Origin of the sequence: Kribbella sp. VKM Ac-2569, assembly GCF_004216905.1 — a bacterium.
GTDB lineage: Bacteria > Actinomycetota > Actinomycetes > Propionibacteriales > Kribbellaceae > Kribbella.
The window spans coordinates 48,613-67,025 of sequence record NZ_SGXJ01000006.1 but is presented as its reverse complement, the minus strand read 5'-3'; the positions used below and the strand labels follow the sequence as shown (position 1 = coordinate 67,025).

Genomic DNA, 18,413 nt, shown 5'->3' with positions numbered 1-18,413 from the left:
CACTAAGCGACGTTGAAGGTGTCCGGGTCGGGGCCGGTGCGTTCGTTGCGGTGGAGATTGCTGACGGCGGTGACGTCGTCTTCGGTGAGGGTGAAGTCGAAGACGTTGAGGTTCTCGCGGATGCGGGACGGGGTGACGGACTTCGGGATGACGATGTTGCCGAGCTGCAGGTGCCAGCGAATGACGATCTGGGCCGGCGTGCGGCCGTAGAGCGTTGCCAGCTTGGCGATCACCGGCTCGTCGAGCAGTGTGCCGCCCTTCGCCAGCGGGCTCCAGGCCTCGGTACGGATGCCGAAGTCACCGCCGTACGCGCGGACCGCGTCCTGTCGCAGGTACGGATGCAGCTCGACCTGGTTGACGGCCGGGGTGATGCGGGAGGACTGCGCGAGACGATCCAGGTGCTCCGGCTGGAAGTTGGACACGCCGATCGCGCGGACGCGACCGTCGGCGTACAGCTTCTCCAGTGCGCGCCAGCTGTCGACGTACAGGTCGCGTGCTGGGGTCGGCCAGTGGATGAGGTACAGGTCCAGGTACTGCAGGCCCAGCAGGGACAGGCTCTGGTCGAACGCCTTCAGGGTGGACTCGTACCCCTGGTCCGCGTTCCACAGCTTGGTGGTGATGAACAGGTCGCTCCGGTCGATTCCGGACGCAGCGAGCGCCTGCCCGACACCTGCCTCGTTCTGGTACGCCGCTGCAGTGTCGATGCTGCGGTAGCCGGCCTCGAGTGCATGTGTCACGGCAGCGGCCGTTTCGTCGCTCGGGACCTGGAAGACGCCGTACCCGAGCTGAGGCATCTCGACGTCGTTGTTGAGCTTCACAGTGGGGATCATCAGTGGCTTCCTTCAAGTACTAGTGCGGGAGCTTGGCTGGTGTGACGGCGGTCGAGCAGACCGGAGGCGAGGGCGACGAGCAGACCGGCGACAGCCAGTGCAGCTCCGACCCAGTTGGGCGCGGTGTAGCCGAGGCCGCGCTCGATGGTGAGTCCACCGAGGTACGCGCCGGCAGCGTTGCCGAGATTGAACGCGGCGATGTTGGCCGCGGACGCCAGCGCCGGAGCGCCCTGCGCCTTGTCCATCACCCGCTTCTGCAGCGGAGCGACTGTGGCGAACCCAGCAGCACCGAAGAGCGCGATCGTCACAGCAGAGGGGAGCTTGGCGTGCGCGGTGAACACGAAGACGACCAGTACGGCGGCCAGTAGCGCGAGGATCAGGTACAGACTCGGCATCAGCGAGCGGTCCGCTGCTCGACCGCCCAGCAGGTTGCCTACGACAAGCCCACCGCCGAACAGCACGAGCAGCCAGGTCACCGCACCGGAGGAGAAGCCCGCGACCTCGGTCATCATCGGTGCGATGTAGGTGAACGACGCGAACACCCCAGCGAAGCCCAGTGCGGTCATCGCCAACGCCAGCCACACCTGCAGGTTCTTGAACACCGCCAGCTCGCTGCGCAGCCCAGGACCTTCCGCAGTGTCCTGCCGCGGCACCAGGAGCACGATACCGAGCAGCCCGATCACACCAAGCGCAGTCACCGCCCAGAACGTCGACCGCCAGCCGAACTGCTGACCGAGCGCGGTCCCACCCGGCACGCCGAGCACGTTGGCGACCGTCAGCCCGGTGAACATCAAAGCGATCGCGCTCGCCTGCTTCGCCTTCGGAACCAGCGACGCCGCGACCACGGACCCGACGCCGAAGAACGCCCCGTGGGAAAGCGCCGCCACGATCCGTCCGGTCATCAGAACGCCGTACGACGGAGCGACCGCGGAGACCAGGCTGCCGGCGATGAAGACGCCCATCAGCGCGATCAGCACGGTCTTGCGGGACACCTTGGAGCCGATCGCGGTGAGCAGCGGGGCGCCGACCACGACCCCCAGCGCGTACCCGGAGATGAGCAGTCCGGCGGACGGGATGCTGACGCCGAAGTCGGTGGCAACCTCGGGCAGCAGCCCCATGATGACGAACTCGGTGGTGCCGATCCCGAACGCACCGATCGCGAGTGCGAGCAGAGCCGCTGGCATAACGCTCCTTCGAAGGTAAGCTGATGACTATTACCGGCGTGCGCGATAGTTGCACACGCGGGCTATTGCACAAGCGCTATGATTGCGCATGCAAGTGTGAAGTTCAAGTGGAGGTGCCGTGGGACTACCGGATGACGCTGCGGAGGCGCGGGCGCAGGGGTGGCGAACCCTGGCGGCGCTGCACGCCCGGATCGAGGACGAGCTGGAGCGCGCGCTGCAGAAGCAGCACGGGCTGTCGGTGAGTGAGTACAGCGTGCTGGACGTGCTGGCGCGGCAGGACGACTACCACCTGCGGATGAACCAGCTGTCGAACGCGGTGGTGCTCAGCCAGTCCGCCACTACCCGCCTGGTGAACCGGCTGGAGGACCGCAAGCTGCTCCAGCGGTACCTGTGCCCGACGGACCGGCGTGGCATCTACACCGAGGTCACCGAGGCCGGTCGCGAGCTGCTCGACCAGGCGCAGCCGACCCACGACGCCGTACTGACGTCTGCGTTGGAGCGTGCCGCCGAGCTACCTGAGCTGTCCCCGCTGGTCACCGCGCTGGGGAAGCTCGCGCTGACGGTGTGACATGGCGCGCCGCTACGACAACCGCAAGCTCTACATCCTGCTGATGGGCAGCTGCCTGACGCTGATCATCCTGGCCTGGTTCGTCGTGCGCCTGTTCTCGATCCCGGCAGCCGTCGGGATGAGCGCAGTCGCCGCCGTACTCCCTCCGGTCGCCGCCATCGTCGCGAACTGGGGTCACGACAAACGCTGACGCACGTCCGCGGGGGTCGGGTCGAGGTAGAGGTGCCGCACCATCGGGAACGCCTCGCGCACGTCCCTGTCGATCTGCTCGGCAAGCTGCTCGATGGCGGCGCCGGTGGTCTCGGAGTCGTTCAGGTCGACGGTCGCGACGACCAGGACCTGGTCCGGCGCCAACTGCAACGTGAGCAGCTCGACGACTGCGTCGATGCCCGGCCTGCTGCCGATCAGTTCGCGCAGCCCGCTCTGGGTTTCGGCCGGTAGCGCGCGCCCGATCAGCATCGCCTTGTTGTCGCGGCCGAGCGTGAATGCGACCACCATCAGGAGAACGCCGATCGCGATCGATGCCGCACCGTCCCAGAGATGTTCGCCGGTGACCAAGGCCATGGTGACGCCGACGGCGGCGATCAGCAGACCGATCAGCGCGGCCGAGTCCTCAAAGGCGACCGTCTTGACGGCCGGTTCGGCGATGCGCAGCTGCTGGCGGAGCGATATGCCTGCCTCGCGGGCCTCTCGCCGCAACTGGAGTACGGCGCGCAGCCAGGACGATCCCTCGAACAGGAACGAGACAGCGAGCACTGGGTAGATCACCTGCGGCGCCGCGATCGGCTGCGGGTCGAGGAGCGAGCGAACGCCTTCCGTGATCGAGAAGCCGGCGCCGAGCACGAGGATGCCGACCGCGGCGAGCAACGACCAGAAGTACCGCTCCATCCCGTAGCCGAAGGGATGCCGCGCATCGGCAGGCTTACGGCTCCGATGTAGCGCGGTCAGCAGGAACGCCTGATTCATTGTGTCGGCGACCGAGTGCGCCGCCTCGGCGAGCAGCGCGGTCGAGCCGGAGAGCAGACCGGCGACGACCTTCGCGATCGCGATCGCGAGATTCGCCGTACCGGCCAGGAGGACTGTGGCGTCCGACGCTTCGTCAGCCATCACCTTCGCGTGCCCGGATGCCGGCGGATCGAAACAGTACGTCGATGAAGGCGGCGGCGAGCGGATCCGGTTCGCCGCGCGTGTACGCCGTGAGCGTCCGACGTACCGCCGGCTCCGGGTGCAGGATGTGGCCGTCGAAGTCCTTCGGCAGGATGTTGTCGGGGACCAAAGCGGGGCCGAGACCTGCCGCAGCCAGCGCGGGCGCCGCGGCGGTCTGTTCGGTCCGTACGGCGATGCGCGGTTCGAATCCTGCTTGTGCACAAGCGTTGTCGAGGACGTCGGCGAGGCCGTGACCTGGTGCGTAGTGGACCCAGGAGCGGTCCGCCAGGTCCTGCAGTTTGACGGTGTCTCCTCCGGTCGCGGCCGGATCGTCGGCGGCGACCACGACGACGAGTTCCTCGGTGCCGAGCGCGCGCGTGACGCCGGGCCAGTGCGGCGGCTCGGGGCCGACGGCGAGATCTGCTTCGCCGGCGTTCATCGCGTCGACGAGTTCGTCGGTATGCCGGTGCTCGAACAGGCGGATGCCGACGTTCGGGCGGGTCCGTCGCCACTCGCGGAGCGCGGCCGGCAGCACGCCCAGGGTGATCGAGTAGAGCGTCGCGATCTGCAGCTCGCCGACCTCGAGTCCGGCGGCTTGCCGGGCGGCGCAGCGAGCCCGTTCTGCGTCGGCCAGTGTGGCGCGCGCGTGCGGAAGCATCGCGCGGCCCGTCGGGGTGAGGCGGACACTGCGAGGAAGTCGCTCGAGCAGCGGTCCGCCGGCCGAACGTTCGAGGGTGCGGATCTGGTGTGAGAGCGCGGGCTGGGTGACGTGGAGGAGCTCGGCTGCCTTCGTGAACGAGCCCTGGTCGACCACGGTGACGAGGTACTCGAGCTGCCTGAGCGTTGCCATGACTTCAGCTTATGGCTTCGGTGAAAACTATGCGTTGGTTTTATCTTCGCAGGTCAGCGAGGCTGTTGGCATGGAGAACGTTGCGTTGGTGGTCGGTTCCCGAGGCGTGATCGGGACGAATCTGGTCGAGCATCTGGCGTCGCTGCCCGACTGGCGGGTGATCGGGTTGTCGCGTCGCGGCGGTACCGACGTCCCCGGGCGGGTGCGGCAGGTCGCCGTCGATCTGCTGGACCCGGACGACACCCGGGACAAGCTGTCCGGGCTGACCGACGTGACGCACGTCTTCTACGTCGCCTACCAGGATCGGCCGACCTGGGCCGAGCTCGTCGCGCCGAACCTCGCGATGCTGGTCAACGTCGTCGACGCGATCGAGCCGGTCGCACGCGGACTGCGGCACGTCAGCCTGATGCAGGGCTACAAGGTGTACGGCGCGCATCTCGGGCCGTTCAAGACACCCGCCCGGGAGGACGATCCGCCGCACCTGCCGCCGGAGTTCAACGTCGATCAGCAGCGCTTCCTGGAGGAACGTCAGCAGGGCAAGACGTGGACGTGGTCGGCGCTCCGCCCGTCCGTAGTGGGTGGGTCGGCGCTCGGCAACCCGATGAACCTCGCGGTCGCGATCGCTGTCTACGCGTCGCTGTCGAAGGAACTCGGCGTACCGCTGCGCTTCCCCGGCAAGCCCGGCGCGTACCACTCGTTGCTCGAGCTGACCGACGCCGGATTGTTGGCGAAGGCAACGGTCTGGGCGGCGACCGCGCCGGCGGCGGCGAACCAGGCGTTCAACATCACGAACGGCGACCTGTTCCGCTGGAGCGAGTTGTGGCCCAAGCTCGGCGCGTGGTTCGGGCTGGAGGTTGCGCCCCCGCTGCAGCTGTCACTGCAGGACGTGATGGCGGACAAGGAGCCGGTCTGGAAGCAGCTGCAGGCGTCCCACGACCTGACCTCGACGTCGTTCGCCGAGGTGTCGTCCTGGCCGTTCGCCGACTTCGTGTTCGGGTGGGACTACGACTTCTTCGCCGACGCCTCGAAGTCGCGCCGGGCCGGCTTCCACGAGTACGTCGACACCGAGCAGATGTTCTACGCCATCTTCGCCGACCTGCGCAGCCGCCGCATCATCCCGTAGTCACTCGCCGCGTAGATAGGTGCCGTGGGTGCGGAGGAAGTAGATCGGGTCGGTGTACGTGCCGGGGAGCTTGCCCAGCAGTTTGATGACCGTCGACGGGCCGTTCGCGTGGCTCATGGCGTACAGGTACGCGGCGCCCGTGTCTTTGTCGATTGCGGTCAGGAGCGTGCTGATCTGGCCGCATCGCTGGGCGATCAGGTAGTCGAACGCCTGCCAGGTCCGCGAACGGACCTGCTTGACCACCGGCGTCATCGTCTTGGTCAGCGGCAGCCGGACCGTGTACAGCGCGCCCCCGCGGGTCGTCGCCAGGAACGTGTCGTATGTCGTGGACTGGCCGAGCAACGCCCACGTCTTCACGGCGCTGAAGCCACCGGTCTGCCCGGTCGGGGTCCAGCCGAACGAGTTGATGACCCAACGGCGGATCGTCCCGTTGCTGAGCCCGTAGAACTGGTTCCGCGCCGTACGGCGGTCCTCGTCGACCGACAGGCCGATGGCCGAGTACCCGCCCCAGCCGGCGCTGATCTGGGTGAACGTCGGGTCCGCCGGCTCGGCGGTGTTGGAGTTGTACGACGCCTGTCCGATGACACCTGTGTTCTTGACCGCGATGCCGGACTCGAGCGACGGCAGGTTGCTGCTCCAGTTCCAGATCGTGCTCAACCGAGCCTCGCCGGGGCTGAAGACTTTGACCTGCCGCTGGACCGCGGAGACGGACAGGGGCTGGGTGGCGGTCACGGTGCGGTATTGAACGACACCCTGGCTGGTCACGGAACCGAGGTCCATGGTGCAGGCGGTCGCGGTCGGCGTGGCCGTCGCAGAGCTCGGGGAAATCAGCAGGGACAAGGGCAAAGCGAGCGCCGCGAGGCCTCGCAGAAGCTTCGGGTAGATCATCGTCACCATTCCTCTCGATGAGGTTGATGCGCGCAACGGATCCGAAGTTACCGCTTCCATGTGGCATGCTCCGGGCTGTGACGGCGATGGGTGCGGGAAAACTTCTCGGGACGAACCTGCGGGCGCGGCGGGACGAACAGGGCATCTCGTTGTCCGAGCTCGCCCGGCGGTCCGGGATCGCGAAGGGCACGCTGTCGCAGCTCGAGTCCGGCGCGGGCAACCCGACGATCGAGACAGTGTTCAGTTTGTCGAACGCTCTCGGCGTACCGGTGTCTGCGCTGCTGGCCGATTCGCCGGCCTCCGACGTGGTGCTCGTGCGGTCCGCGGACGTCGACGTACTGTCCGGCGACGCGATCGACCTGCGGATGCTGCGGCGGCTGGAGCACCCGGGCGGGCTGTTCGAGATCTACAACCAGGAGATCCGGCCGGACGCGGTCCAGCAGTCCGACGGTCATCCGGGGACCGAGCATCACATCGTCCAGTCGGGATGCCTGCGGATCAACGCTCACGGGCAGATCGAGGAACTCGGGCCCGGCGACTACCTGGCGTTCCGCGCGGCCGGCCCGCACTCGTACGAGGCTGTGGACGGGCCGGTGCGGTCGGTGCTGCTGCTCGAGTACCCGCCGGACGTGTACCCGACGGCGGCCGGCGGGCCGCACCTGCCGGGATAGTTCCGGGAAAGGTCCGGATGAGGTCCGGTTGCGTGCATTGACCGGCCGCCCGGAGCACGCGTACGCTCGGTATCGTTCATTTTAGCGAACGCCTGCCGAGGAGGCCCGCCATGCACCGGTCCGCGACACCCGACGTGGTCGTGATCGGCGCAGGCATGGTCGGGGCCGCGTGCGCGGAGGCGCTGTCGGCGGCCGGCGTGCGGGTGCTGGTGATCGACCGCGACGGCCCGGCCGCGGGCACGACGGCATCCGGCGAGGGCAACGTGCTGGTGTCGGACAAGGAGCCGGGGCCGGAGTTGGAGCTCGCCATCGCATCCCGGGCCGAGTGGGAGATCGTCCGCGGTCGGCTGCCCGAATGGGTCGCCGACGTGGAGTGGGAGGCGAAGGGCGGCGTCGTGGTGGCGACCGGTGACCCGGAGCCGTTGACCGCGTTCGCGGCGAAGCAGCGCGCGGCCGGAGTCACCGCGCGGGTGATCACGCCCGCGGAGGTCTTCGAGCTCGAGCCGTTGGTCACGCCACGGGTGACGGTCGGGGTGCATTACCCGGATGACGCGCAGGTGCAGCCGGTGCTGGCGGCAACGGCGTTGCTGGCAGCAGTTCGCGAGCGCGGTGGCGAAGTGAGATCGGGGGTCACCGCGCTCGGGATCCGGCAGTCGCGTGGTCGCGTTGTCGGTGTGGACACGTCGGACGGCGACATTGCCTGTGGTGCGGTGCTCAACGCGTGCGGGCCGTGGGCGGGCGCGTTCAGTGCTGCGGCCGGTGCGCCGATCGAGGTGCTGCCCCGGCGCGGGATGATCCTCGTGACAGCGCCGCTGCCGGAGTGCGTGCGCCACAAGGTGTACGACGCGGACTACGTCGGCGCGGTCGGCAGCGGGGACGCCGACCTGCAGACGTCCACCGTGGTCGAGTCGACGCGGGCCGGGACTGTACTGATCGGATCGAGCCGGGAGCGGATCGGGTTCGATGATGCTGTTCGCGTCCGGGTGCTGCGGGAGTTGGCGCGGAAGGCTGTCGGATTGTTTCCGTTCCTCGGCGACGTGCCGGTGATGCGGACGTACGGCGGGTTTCGCCCTTATGCACCGGATCATTTGCCGGTTATCGGCGCGGATCCGCGCGTGCACGGGCTGTGGCACGCGACGGGACATGAGGGTGCGGGTATTGGTCTGGCTCCTTCTACCGGCCGCCTCATCACGGAACAGTTCTTGGGCCTCACCCCGCATGTCGATCCAGCCCCGTTCCGCGTCGACCGTCCGGCGGTGATCGCCGCATGAGCGCATACCTCCGCCCGCGGTCGGGTGATCCGGCCGAGATCGGTACGCCGACGGCCGTGGACGTGACCGTCGACGGGCATCCGGTCGCGGCTCAGGCGGGTCAGACGGTGGCCGCCGTACTCCTGGCCAACGGTCGCGACACCTGGCGGACCACCCGCTTGCACGACCGCCCTCGAGGAGTCTTCTGCGGAATCGGCGCCTGCCAGGACTGCCTGGTCACAGTCAACGGCCTCCCCGACGTCCGCGCCTGCCAACGCACCATCACCCCCGGCGACGCGATAGCAACCCAGACAGGGGCAGTCCTACCCACAACCTCGTCCGCAGCAGCAACTGCGGGGGAGCAGACGCGCAGGGTTGTTGAGGTTGTGGTGGTGGGGGCTGGGCCGGCGGGGGTTGCGGCTGCGGTTGCGGCGGGGGATGCGGGCGCTGAAGTGCTTGTGGTGGACAGCGGGCGGGCGGTCGGGGGGCAGTACAACCGGCAGTTGCCGGTGGAGTTTGCTGCTCGGCGGCCGGATCGGCTGCAGCATGAGTGGAAGGTGTTCGCCGAGCAGCGGGACCGGCTCGTCAGCCATCCGCGGATCACGTACCTGCCCGACACCTCGGTGTGGGCAATCGAAGGACTCCGGCTCTGGGCTCAGACCGGTCCGGCAGACGCCAGTGGCCGGCAACCGTTCGCGATCGACGCACAGTCCGTCGTGCTGGCTGCCGGTGCGTACGATCGCGTGCTTCCCTTTCCTGGTTGGGATCTTCCGGGCGTCTACACCGCCGGTGCCGCGCAAGCCCTCGCCAAGGGGCAGCGGATCGCCGTCGGCCACCGTGTCCTCGTCGCCGGCACCGGCCCGTTCCTGCTGCCGGTCGCCGAGTCGTTGGTCGGCGTCGGGGCACACGTCGTCGCGCTCCTCGAAGCCAACTCGCTGACAACGGTCCGCAAGGGCTGGTCCAGCGATCCGTTGGTTGCCCCGAGCAAGCTCCGGGAGGCCGTCGGGTACGGCGCGTTGCTCGCCCGCCATCGCATCCCGCTCCGCCACGGGTGGACCGTGATCGCCGCGCATGGCATCGACCACGTCGAGGCAGCCACGATCGCACGCCTGGACAGCGATTGGCGTCCGATCCGTGGCAGCGAACGCCGGGTGGAGGTCGATGCCGTCTGCGTCGGCTTCGGCTTCACCGCGAACCTGGAGCTCGCCGTCTCCGCCGGCTGCACGATCACCACCGGCCCCAACGGCGGCCCGGCCGTGGCGGTCGACGCCAACCAGCAGACGAGCACCCCCGGTGTCTTCGCAGCCGGCGAACTCACCGGTATCGGCGGCGCCGCTCTCTCCACCGCAGAAGGCACCCTCGCCGGCACCACCGCAGCCCACCACGCCCTCACCGGATCAGAAGCGAGTGACGTTGCGGCGGTTCGCGGTGCGGTTGAGCGGGGGCGGCGGTTTGCAGGGGCGTTGGCTCGGGCTTATCCCGTGCGGGACGGGTGGAAGAGCTGGAGTACTGCGGACACGCTCGTCTGCCGCTGTGAGGAAGTGACCCGCGGACAGATCGAAGCCGCAGCGCAGGAGCGCGGGCTGGACGACGGGCGGGCGATGAAGCTGAGCAGTCGTGCTGGGCTCGGGATGTGCCAGGGGCGGGTGTGTTCGCGCACCGTCGCAGAGTTGCTGGCCGCGCCGGGCGACGTACCGGAACCAAGCATGAAACGACCGATCGCCGTACCAGTGAGGCTGCGGGATCTGGCGGACGCCGAGGTCGCGGAATCACCAGAAACCGTGCTGGACACCATGCTGGAAACCATGGAGGAACAATGAGCGAGAAGCTGGAAGGCGTGATCGTCGCGACCGCGCTGCCGTACGCCGAGGACGCGTCGGCGCCGGCGGGATTGCGCCCGGACCTGGACAAGTACGCCGAGCACTGCCGCTGGCTGGTCGACAACGGCTGCCGTGGCGTCGGGCCGAACGGGTCGCTCGGTGAGTACTCGTCGCTCTCCGACGACGAGCGTCGCGCCGTGGCGAAGACCGCGATCGAGGCCGTCGGCGACGACGGTGTCGTGGTGATCGGCGTCCACGGCGTCGGCTCCCACCAGGCCCGCGCCTGGGCGGAGAAGGCCGCCGAGGACGGCGCGGACGGTGTGCTCTGCCTGCCGCCGACGATGTACCGCGCGAACCGGGGCGAGGTGATCGCGCACTTCACCGAGGTCGCGAAGGCCGGCCTGCCGGTGATGGTCTACAACAACCCGCTCGACACCAAGGTCGACCTGACCCCCGACCTGCTCGCGGAGATCGCGCAGATCGAGAACATCGTCGCGGTGAAGGAGTTCTCCGGTGACGTACGGCGGATCCTCGAGATCCGCGAGCTGGCGCCGGACCTGGCCGTGATCGCCGGGGCCGACGACCTGACCCTCGAAGCACTGCTGATGGGTGCGACCGGCTGGTTCGCCGGCTTCCCGAACGTGTTCCCGAAGGAATCCGTTCAGTTGTTCGAGCTCGCCACGCAGGGCAAGCTGGAGGAGGCCCGCGCGTTGTACGAGCCGTTGGTCGCCGCGTTCCGGTGGGACTCGCGCACCGAGTTCGTCCAGGCGATCAAGTACGGCATGGACTACGTCGGACGGTTCGGTGGACCGTGCCGGCCGCCGCGCGGGCCGCTGGTTCCCGAGCACGTCGCGCAGTTGGAGCAGGACATGAAGAAAGCAGTGGAGTCACTGGTATGAGGTCCGTCCGGACGATCACCGCGATCGACTCGCACACCGAGGGCATGCCGACCCGCGTCGTCACCGGTGGGGTCGGCGTGGTGCCCGGCGCGACGATGGCCGAGCGGCGTGAGTACTTCATCAAGCACCTGGACGACCTGCGGTTGTTCCTGATGAACGAGCCGCGTGGTCATCCGGCGATGAGCGGAGCGATCCTGCAGCCGCCGACGCGGGCGGACGCGGACTGGGGCGTGTTGTACATCGAGGTCTCCGGACTGCTGCCGATGTGTGGGCACGGCACGATCGGGGTCGCGACGGTGCTGGTCGAGTCCGGGATGGTCGAGGTGACGGAGCCGGTGACCGAGGTTCGGTTGGACACGCCGGCCGGCCTCGTTGTGGTCGACGTTGCCGTGAGCAACGGTCGCGCCGAGCACCTGACGTTGCGCAACGTTCCGTCGTACTCGCATGCTCTGGACGCCTCGGTCGAGGTGCCCGGGCTGGGCAAGGTCACCTATGACATGGCGTACGGCGGGAACTTCTACGCGATCCTGCCGCTGGAGCAGCTCGGGATCCCGTTCGATCGGGCCGAGAAGGATCGCATCCTGAAGGCCGGGCTGGACATCATGGACGCGATCAACGCCACCGACCGTCCGGTGCATCCGCTCGATCCCGGCATCAACGGCTGCAAGCACGTGCAGTTCACCGCACCCGGTCTCGACGGCGCCGACTCCCGGAACGCGATGGCGATCCACCCGGGCTGGTTCGACCGTTCGCCGTGCGGGACCGGTACGTCGGCACGGATGGCGCAACTGCATGCCCGCGGCGAGCTCGCCCTCGACACCGACTTCGTCAACGAATCCTTCATCGGCACCCGCTTCACCGGCCGCCTGATCGAAGAAACCACAGTCGGTCCGCACCCCGCTGTGGTCCCCACAGTCACCGGCCGAGCCTGGATCACCGGCACCGCCAACTACTTGCTGGACCCCGACGACCCCTTCCCCACCGGTTTCGTCCTCTAGCCGACCGATTCCAAGAGCCCCGGCCTCGGTTGGCGACCAGGTCCACTGAAAGCAAATGGTGGGGAGCCAAGGCTATTGCGGCTCTGCTGTCCGAGGTGTGGGCGGACTGCTGGGCCGTGAGACAGGTTCTAGTGGGTTGGGACCATGTATTCCTTGTCCACGGCCCCCGGCGGGTGTCTCTTCCCCCGGGGCACGCTCACTGCAGGCGCAGTCCGCCGAAACTGCGGCTCGCCAATGCTCGAAAACTGCAGCTGTCCAGCCGGGCGACTGGGGACACTAGCTGGTCACTGCAGGTGAGTAGCAATCCCCCAGCCCCAGACCTGGCCGCCCGCAGCCACGTCGACCTCACGTATACGGCCGACGAGGCACGCGGGCACGGCGAGTAGGTCGTTGGCTGACGTCCCTCAGCGGTGGAGTTGGGATTGCCAGTTGGTGGGTACGTTGCCGCCGGGGACGGGTTGGGTTTCGGGGCGGGAGGCTGGCGGCGCGAGGTCGGGGCCGTCGTAGTACTGGGACTCGCCGTAGTGCCAGAACCAGTCCTCGCCCGGCTCGAAGCTGCGGACGATCTGGTGCCCGGTCTCGCTCGCGTGAGCGGAGGCGTGCTGGGCGGGGGAGGAGTCGCAGCAGCCGATGTGACCGCACTGCGCGCACCGGCGGAGGTGGAACCACCAGCCGTCGGCCTGCTGACACTCAACGCATCCGGTGCCGGTCGGGGGAACTGTGCTGTCGATGCCTGGCGTTCCAGAACTCTCCGTCATACCGCCCATCCTGTCCCGTCCCCGGGCTCCCGGACAAGAAATTGTAGAGGACAGAACCTGTCCGCTTCCTTGTCCAGACTGGAGACATGACAACACAGCAGATCCCTGGCGGTAAGTCGACCATCACGCCGTACGTTGCGGTGAAGGGCGCCGACAAGTTCCTGGACTTCGTGGAGCAGACGTTCGAGGTCCGGACGAGCGGACGATGGCCGAACCAGGACGGCACGGTCGGCCACGCCGAGATCACTGTCGGCGCGTCGGTTCTGATGACGTTCGACGCGGCGCCGGACTGGCCGGACACCCCGAGCTTCCTCAGTGTGTACGTCGATGACGTCGAGCGGACCTTCCAGCGGGCGATCGACGCCGGCGCGACCGTCGTGACCGAGCTGATGTACTCCGGGATCACCGGCGACCGCGGCGGCCGGGTGAGGGATCCGCTGGGCAACATCTGGTGGCTGCAGACCCACCTCGATGACGTCGACCCGAGCACCGTCGCGGCCCTGTTCGCGGACCCCGATGAGGCCGCCAAGATGCGCATCGCGCAGGCCACCTTCGCCGACGAGATGCGCAGGCGCATCAAGAACTGAGCAGTCGCACCGGTTGGCCGGGGCGGACCTGGGCACACGCGTCCAGGTCCGGCGAGGCGACGTACGCGATGACCGGGTAGCCGCCGGTGACCGGATGGTCCGCGAGGAAGATGACCGGCGTGCCGGACGGCGGGATCTGGATTGCGCCGCGGGCCATGCCTTCGCTGGCGAGTTCGCCGGTGCGGGCGCGTTCGAGTGGTTCCCCGTCGAGCCGAACGCCGACGCGGTTGCTGTTGCTGCTCACGTGATAGGTCTGCGCAACGAGCGACGCCCACCCCGCGTCGGTGAACCAGTCCCGCCGCGGCCCGGGCGTAACCCGCAGTACGACGTTCCCTTCGGCCGGATGCGCGACGGGAGCCAGATCCACACCGGGCATCGGTTCGACCGACGACCCGACCGGCAGCGTCTGATTCGCGACGAGCGGCGCCGGCCCGAGACCGGACAACAAGTCAGTGGAGCGGGAGCCGAGAACCGCGGGTACGTCGATCCCGCCGCGGACAGCGACGTACGTCCGTAGCCCGCTCGCCGGCGCTCCAAGACGCAGTACCTGACCCGCGTGCAGCGTCGTCGGCGCGTTGAGCGGTACGCCGGCGCACGGCGCGCCCGTGATGGCGACGACGAGATCGGTGTCGGCGTGCACCACCAGACCGCCGTACGTCACCTCGATCGCGGCCGCGCCGTCAGGGTTGCCGACCAGCCGATTCGCCAACGAGTAGGACGCTCGATCGCATGCGCCCGACGCCGGTACGCCGAGCGCCGCCTGGCCGGCTCGTCCGCGGTCCTGGATCGTTGCCAAGGGCCCCGGTTCGAGAACGGTCAGGCTGCTCATCCACGACCTGCGTCGACGAACCGGACCCGGCGCCCGGGGTGGAACAGCGCGGCGGGTTCGCGGGAGGAGTCGAAGATGCGCACCGACGTACGGCCGATCAACTGCCACCCGCCCGGCGACTCACGGGGATACACACCGCTGAATTCTCCCGCAAGCGCGACGGCGCCCGTCGGCACCTTCGTCCGCGGCGACTCCCGCCGCGGGATGTCCCACGAACCGGCCGACGTCAGGTAACCGAACCCAGGCGCGAACCCGCAGAACGCCACCGTCCACTCGTCCCCGGTATGACGCTCGACCACCTCGGCCGCCGAGCACCCGAGCAGCTGCGCCACATCCGACAGGTCCTCGCCGTCGTAGACGACCGGGATCTCGATCAGATCGCCCGACGTCTGCGCCCCGGCGATTGGGGTGACCGCGCGCAGAGCTCGAGACAGTACGTCGAGACTGCCGGACGTCGTAACCAGCACCGTGCGCGCGGCCGGTACGACGTCCACGACATCCGCCGGCGGATCCGCGGTCAGCGCTGTGTAGTACCCGAGCACCTCGTCGAGATCGTCGAGTTCGACCAGCAGCGCCCGATCACCCGACGGGAGAAGACGCATCAGCCGGTGAACGGGCGCATCTCGACGCCCGCTCCCCCCAGGGCACCCCGCACCCGCCGGGCGATGTCCACAGCACCAGGGGTGTCGCCGTGCACACAGATCGACGCCGCGTCGACCACCAGCGAGCCACCTTCGATGTCACGGATCGGCTGCCCGGTCGCCATCGCCGTACAGCGCAAGGCGATCTCGTCCGCGTCGTGCAGAACCGCACCAGACGAGCGTCGGGACACCAACGTGCCGGCAGGCGTGTACGCGCGGTCCGCAAAGGCCTCATGTACTGCGGTCAGACCGGCCTCGGCCGCGAGCCGGAGCCACTCCGAGCCAGGAAGCCCCAGCACCGGAAGGGTCTTGTCGTACTCCGCGACAGCCGCGACGACCGCGGCGGCCTGCTCCGTGTGGTGGCCGATCGTGTTGTACAGCGCCCCGTGCGGCTTCACGTACCTGACCCGATCGCCCGCGATCCGGGCGAACGCGTCCAACGCGCCGATCTGGTACACCACCTCGTCGCGCAGCGCGGCCGGCTCGATGTCCACGAACCGGCGCCCGAAGCCGGCCTTGTCGGCGTACCCGACATGCGCACCGATCGCCACACCGCGCTCGACCGCCTCGGCCGTCACCCGGCGCATGATCGAAGGGTCGCCGGCGTGGAAGCCGCAGGCCACGTTCGCGCTGGTCACGACGCCGAGCAGCGCCGAGTCGTCCCCCATCGACCAGGAGCCGAATCCTTCACCCATGTCCGCGTTGAGGTCCATGTGCCACCTCCTGGCCCCGAGCGTAGGGATTGTTGAACAATCCTGCAAGAGGCTTGTTCCACTTTTCCTGCCCAGCTGAGATGATGCGGACATGAGTACGGGTGGGGCCGAGGACACTGCAGCGGACACGGACACCGGACGGCAGGCGTGGTTGCGGACCGTCGCCGCCGATGTCGCGCGACTGGACCGGAGCAGTTCGGCCGAGCGCGCCGCGGACATCCTGCGGCGCAGTATTACCGAAGGCGCGTTGCCGCCCGGCGCCCAGCTCTCCGAGGTCGAGCTGACCGAGGTCCTGGAGGTCAGCCGGAACACGCTGCGCGAGGCCTTCCGGCTGCTGACCCACGAGGGCCTGCTCGTCTACAAGCTGCACCGTGGCGTCTTCGTGCCGGAGCTGGACGAGCACGACGTGATCGACCTGTACCGGCTGCGGCGCGTCCTCGAAGTGGACGTCGTACGCGGCCTGGCCGACCGTGATCCGGAGCTTCCGGGCGGTCGGCTCGAGCCCCTGCACGACGATGTCGAAGCCGCCGAGGCCGCCGCCAGCGCGGACCGCTGGCCGGCTGTCGGTACGGCGAACATGCGCTTCCATCAGCACCTGATCGGGCTCGCCGACAGCGCGCGGATGGACGCGATGACCGGCCGGCTGCTCGCGGAGCTGCGGCTTCTCTTCCACGTGATCGCGACCCCGCGCGAGCTGCACGAGCCGTACATCGCGCGGAACCGTGGGCTGTTCGAACTGCTCGAGGCCCGCAAGTACGAGCAGGCCGCCGCCGACCTGCACCAATACCTGCTCGACTCCGAACAGGGCATCCTCACCGCGTTCCGGGATAAGGGCTTGCGCCCGCCCGCGACAACCTGAGTTGATGTGAGGGCGTGTCTGATGGTGCAGCGCCTACTGCGGGGCACTCGGCACGGCACCTCGCCGCACGGGTGCAAAGGCCACGATGCTCCGCATCGAGACCTTCGCCCCCGCACGCCGATGCACCGCACCGAGCACCTCCTCGCTACGGCGCTGCACCATCAGACACGCCCTTGACAACGTCAGCTGCAAAGGGGAGCACAGCTCATGACCGATGACGCCCGGACCGACCAGACGCCGAAGTCCTACCGCCCTATCGACGCCAAGGGGTTCCGGGACTTCATCTCTCGTGGCTGGGGGCCGGTCGACCGTTCGGTGTCGGTGCCGGAGGGGCTCGCGGAGGCCGCCGCGGAGCACCGGCGCAAGCTCGCCGCTGCGCTGCCGGGCCGCAGGATCGCGCTCGCGGCCGGTCGTGCGCCGGTCCGGTCGAACGACACCGACTTCCAGTTCCGCGCCGACAGCGACTTCGTCTGGCTCACCGGTTGCCAGGCCGAAGGTTCCGTCCTGGTCATCTCGGCGGACGGCGACGCGACGCTCTACCTCCGCGAGACTGCTGGGCCGGACGAGGCGGACTTCTTCTCGAACGCGCGCGACGGTGAGCTATGGATCGGCCCGGTGCCGGGGTTGAAGGACTGGTCGGACGCGCTGCAGATCGCCTGCCGCCCGATCGAGGAGCTGCCGGCGGCGGTCCGGGGCGCCGTCCCGTTCATGCTGTCGGTGCCCGGTGTCGAGCCGATGCTGGACGCCTTGGTACGGACGTCGCCCACCGACGGCAACGCGCTGCGGCAGACGCTCGCCGAGCTGCGCCGGATCAAGGACGACTGGGAGCTCGACCAGCTACGTGAGGCTGTCGCGGCGAGTGTGCTCGCGTTCGGTGACGTGGCGCGGGAGCTGCCCGAGGCGATCCGTGGCGGCGGCGAACGCTGGCTGCAGGGCACCTTCGACCGGCGCGCGCGGACCGCGGGCAACGGCGTCGGGTACGCGTCGATCGTTGCGGCCGGCAATCACGCGCCGGTGCTGCACTGGGTCCGCAACGACGGCGCCGTGAACGAAGGCGACGTGATCCTGCTGGACGCCGGCGTCGAGACCCGCACGCTCTACACCGCCGATGTGACCCGGACCTTCCCGGCCAGTGGCGAGTACACCGCGGCGCAGCGGCAGGTGCACGACCTGGTGCACAAGGCACAGCTCGCTTCGCTGGAGGCGGTCAAGGTGGGAGCGCCGTACCGCGCCTTCCAGTACGAAGCGCTGCGGGTGCTGGCCGAAGGGCTGCGGGACTGGGGAGTGCTCGACGTCTCGCTCGACGAGCTGCTCGGCCCGGACGGGCAGCAGCACCGTCGGTACATCGTCTGCGGGACCGGTCACTACATCGGCCTCGATGTGCACGACTGCGACGCGTCCAGGCCGGAGGCGTACTTCGCCGGCACCATCGAGGCCGGTATGGCGCTCGCGGTCGAGCCGGGGCTGTACTTCCACCCGAACGACGAGACCGTCCCGCCGGAGCTGCGCGGTATCGGCATCCGGATCGAGGACAACGTCGTCGTCCACCAGGACCGGCTGGAGATCCTCACCGAGGACCTCCCGATCACCACCGACGGCCTCGAGCAGTGGACCCGGTCGCACCTCAACGCCCTGTAATCAAAATTACTCGTCACAAGCAGTAACGTTCGTCGCTGGCCGACGATGTACAGGTCGGGGGAGGGTCGAACTCGGCTGGGCGCGTGGCAGTGGGGGGCCGCGATGCCCGCGCCGGCCGGTTCGGTCCCGGACTGGGGCCAGGGGGGACCCAGGATCCCGGG

Annotated in this window: 20 protein-coding genes; 11 read left to right on the top strand and 9 right to left on the bottom strand. The window is 68.7% G+C overall.

Annotation, left to right across the window (positions count from 1 at the left end; genetic code table 11):
• Nucleotides 1–2 precede the first annotated feature (2 nt).
• Both EV649_RS34330 and EV649_RS34325 read right to left on the bottom strand, forming a co-directional pair.
• On the bottom strand, nt 3–830 hold the full coding sequence (locus EV649_RS34330) for an aldo/keto reductase (RefSeq protein WP_130387864.1): 828 nt from the start codon (nt 828–830) through the stop codon (nt 3–5).
• Nucleotides 830–2,014 (bottom strand): MFS transporter, encoded by a 1,185-nt coding sequence (locus tag EV649_RS34325; RefSeq protein WP_130387863.1) that lies wholly within the window; start codon nt 2,012–2,014, stop codon nt 830–832. The genes EV649_RS34330 and EV649_RS34325 overlap by 1 nt, the downstream gene beginning before the upstream one ends.
• Nucleotides 2,015–2,132: 118 nt before the next feature.
• Here EV649_RS34325 and EV649_RS34320 point away from each other — a divergent pair, with 118 nt between their 5' ends.
• Both EV649_RS34320 and EV649_RS34315 read left to right on the top strand, forming a co-directional pair.
• Entirely contained in the window at nt 2,133–2,582 is a 450-nt protein-coding gene (locus EV649_RS34320) for a MarR family transcriptional regulator (RefSeq protein WP_130387862.1), read from the top strand.
• A gap of 1 nt (nt 2,583) precedes the next feature.
• Nucleotides 2,584–2,772 carry a DUF3099 domain-containing protein gene (locus EV649_RS34315; protein WP_130387861.1) on the top strand — a complete coding sequence of 63 codons (189 nt, stop codon included), beginning with the start codon at nt 2,584–2,586 and terminating at the stop codon, nt 2,770–2,772.
• Here the strand turns inward: EV649_RS34315 and EV649_RS34310 are convergent.
• Together EV649_RS34310 and EV649_RS34305 are read right to left on the bottom strand one after the other, a co-directional pair.
• On the bottom strand, nt 2,757–3,689 hold the full coding sequence (locus EV649_RS34310) for a cation diffusion facilitator family transporter (RefSeq protein ID WP_130387860.1): 933 nt from the start codon (nt 3,687–3,689) through the stop codon (nt 2,757–2,759). The genes EV649_RS34315 and EV649_RS34310 overlap by 16 nt on opposite strands.
• A complete protein-coding gene (locus EV649_RS34305) occupies nt 3,682–4,578 on the bottom strand; it encodes a LysR family transcriptional regulator (RefSeq protein ID WP_130387859.1) in 897 nt (298 codons plus the stop codon). Before EV649_RS34305 ends, EV649_RS34310 begins: the two co-directional genes overlap by 8 nt.
• Nucleotides 4,579–4,648: 70 nt before the next feature.
• Between EV649_RS34305 and EV649_RS34300 the strand changes: the two genes are divergently transcribed.
• On the top strand, nt 4,649–5,701 hold the full coding sequence (locus EV649_RS34300; protein WP_130387858.1) for an SDR family oxidoreductase: 1,053 nt from the start codon (nt 4,649–4,651) through the stop codon (nt 5,699–5,701).
• Here the strand turns inward: EV649_RS34300 and EV649_RS34295 are convergent, their stop codons facing one another.
• Complete coding sequence (locus EV649_RS34295) at nt 5,702–6,589, bottom strand: hypothetical protein (RefSeq protein WP_130387857.1); 888 nt, start codon at nt 6,587–6,589, stop codon at nt 5,702–5,704. It abuts the gene before it with no gap.
• Between the two features lie 86 nt (nt 6,590–6,675).
• Between EV649_RS34295 and EV649_RS34290 the strand changes: the two genes are divergently transcribed.
• From EV649_RS34290 to EV649_RS34270, 5 genes are all read left to right on the top strand, one after another.
• The gene (locus EV649_RS34290; protein WP_241999129.1) at nt 6,676–7,260 is read left to right on the top strand and encodes an XRE family transcriptional regulator; all 585 of its coding nucleotides are present in this window, start codon (nt 6,676–6,678) and stop codon (nt 7,258–7,260) included.
• Between the two features lie 110 nt (nt 7,261–7,370).
• Nucleotides 7,371–8,531: an FAD-dependent oxidoreductase gene (locus tag EV649_RS34285; protein ID WP_130387855.1), complete on the top strand. Its 1,161-nt coding sequence runs from the start codon at nt 7,371–7,373 to the stop codon at nt 8,529–8,531.
• Entirely contained in the window at nt 8,528–10,330 is a 1,803-nt protein-coding gene (locus EV649_RS34280) for a 2Fe-2S iron-sulfur cluster-binding protein (protein ID WP_130387854.1), read from the top strand. Before EV649_RS34285 ends, EV649_RS34280 begins: the two co-directional genes overlap by 4 nt.
• Nucleotides 10,327–11,229, top strand: coding sequence for a dihydrodipicolinate synthase family protein (locus EV649_RS34275; RefSeq protein WP_130387853.1), 903 nt, complete (start codon nt 10,327–10,329; stop codon nt 11,227–11,229). Before EV649_RS34280 ends, EV649_RS34275 begins: the two co-directional genes overlap by 4 nt.
• A complete protein-coding gene (locus tag EV649_RS34270) occupies nt 11,226–12,227 on the top strand; it encodes a proline racemase family protein (protein ID WP_130387852.1) in 1,002 nt (333 codons plus the stop codon). Before EV649_RS34275 ends, EV649_RS34270 begins: the two co-directional genes overlap by 4 nt.
• Nucleotides 12,228–12,631: 404 nt before the next feature.
• Here the strand turns inward: EV649_RS34270 and EV649_RS34265 are convergent, their stop codons facing one another.
• Nucleotides 12,632–12,985 carry a UBP-type zinc finger domain-containing protein gene (locus tag EV649_RS34265; RefSeq protein ID WP_130387851.1) on the bottom strand — a complete coding sequence of 118 codons (354 nt, stop codon included), beginning with the start codon at nt 12,983–12,985 and terminating at the stop codon, nt 12,632–12,634.
• A gap of 86 nt (nt 12,986–13,071) precedes the next feature.
• Between EV649_RS34265 and EV649_RS34260 the strand changes: the two genes are divergently transcribed.
• Nucleotides 13,072–13,572: a VOC family protein gene (locus EV649_RS34260; RefSeq protein WP_130387850.1), complete on the top strand. Its 501-nt coding sequence runs from the start codon at nt 13,072–13,074 to the stop codon at nt 13,570–13,572.
• Here EV649_RS34260 and EV649_RS34255 read toward each other — a convergent pair.
• The 3 genes from EV649_RS34255 to EV649_RS34245 are packed head-to-tail and all read right to left on the bottom strand — an operon-like array spanning nt 13,562 to nt 15,755.
• Complete coding sequence (locus EV649_RS34255; RefSeq protein WP_130387849.1) at nt 13,562–14,401, bottom strand: biotin-dependent carboxyltransferase family protein; 840 nt, start codon at nt 14,399–14,401, stop codon at nt 13,562–13,564. The two genes, EV649_RS34260 and EV649_RS34255, sit on opposite strands and share 11 nt — an antisense overlap.
• Entirely contained in the window at nt 14,398–15,003 is a 606-nt protein-coding gene (locus EV649_RS34250) for an allophanate hydrolase subunit 1 (RefSeq protein ID WP_130387848.1), read from the bottom strand. The genes EV649_RS34255 and EV649_RS34250 overlap by 4 nt, the downstream gene beginning before the upstream one ends.
• Entirely contained in the window at nt 15,003–15,755 is a 753-nt protein-coding gene (locus EV649_RS34245; protein WP_130387847.1) for a 5-oxoprolinase subunit PxpA, read from the bottom strand. Before EV649_RS34245 ends, EV649_RS34250 begins: the two co-directional genes overlap by 1 nt.
• A gap of 91 nt (nt 15,756–15,846) precedes the next feature.
• Here EV649_RS34245 and EV649_RS34240 point away from each other — a divergent pair, with 91 nt between their 5' ends.
• Nucleotides 15,847–16,614: a GntR family transcriptional regulator gene (locus EV649_RS34240; protein WP_130387846.1), complete on the top strand. Its 768-nt coding sequence runs from the start codon at nt 15,847–15,849 to the stop codon at nt 16,612–16,614.
• 207 nt (nt 16,615–16,821) lie between these two features.
• Nucleotides 16,822–18,252, top strand: a complete 1,431-nt coding sequence (locus tag EV649_RS34235; protein ID WP_130387845.1) for an aminopeptidase P family protein — start codon at nt 16,822–16,824, stop codon at nt 18,250–18,252.
• Nucleotides 18,253–18,413 lie beyond the last annotated feature (161 nt).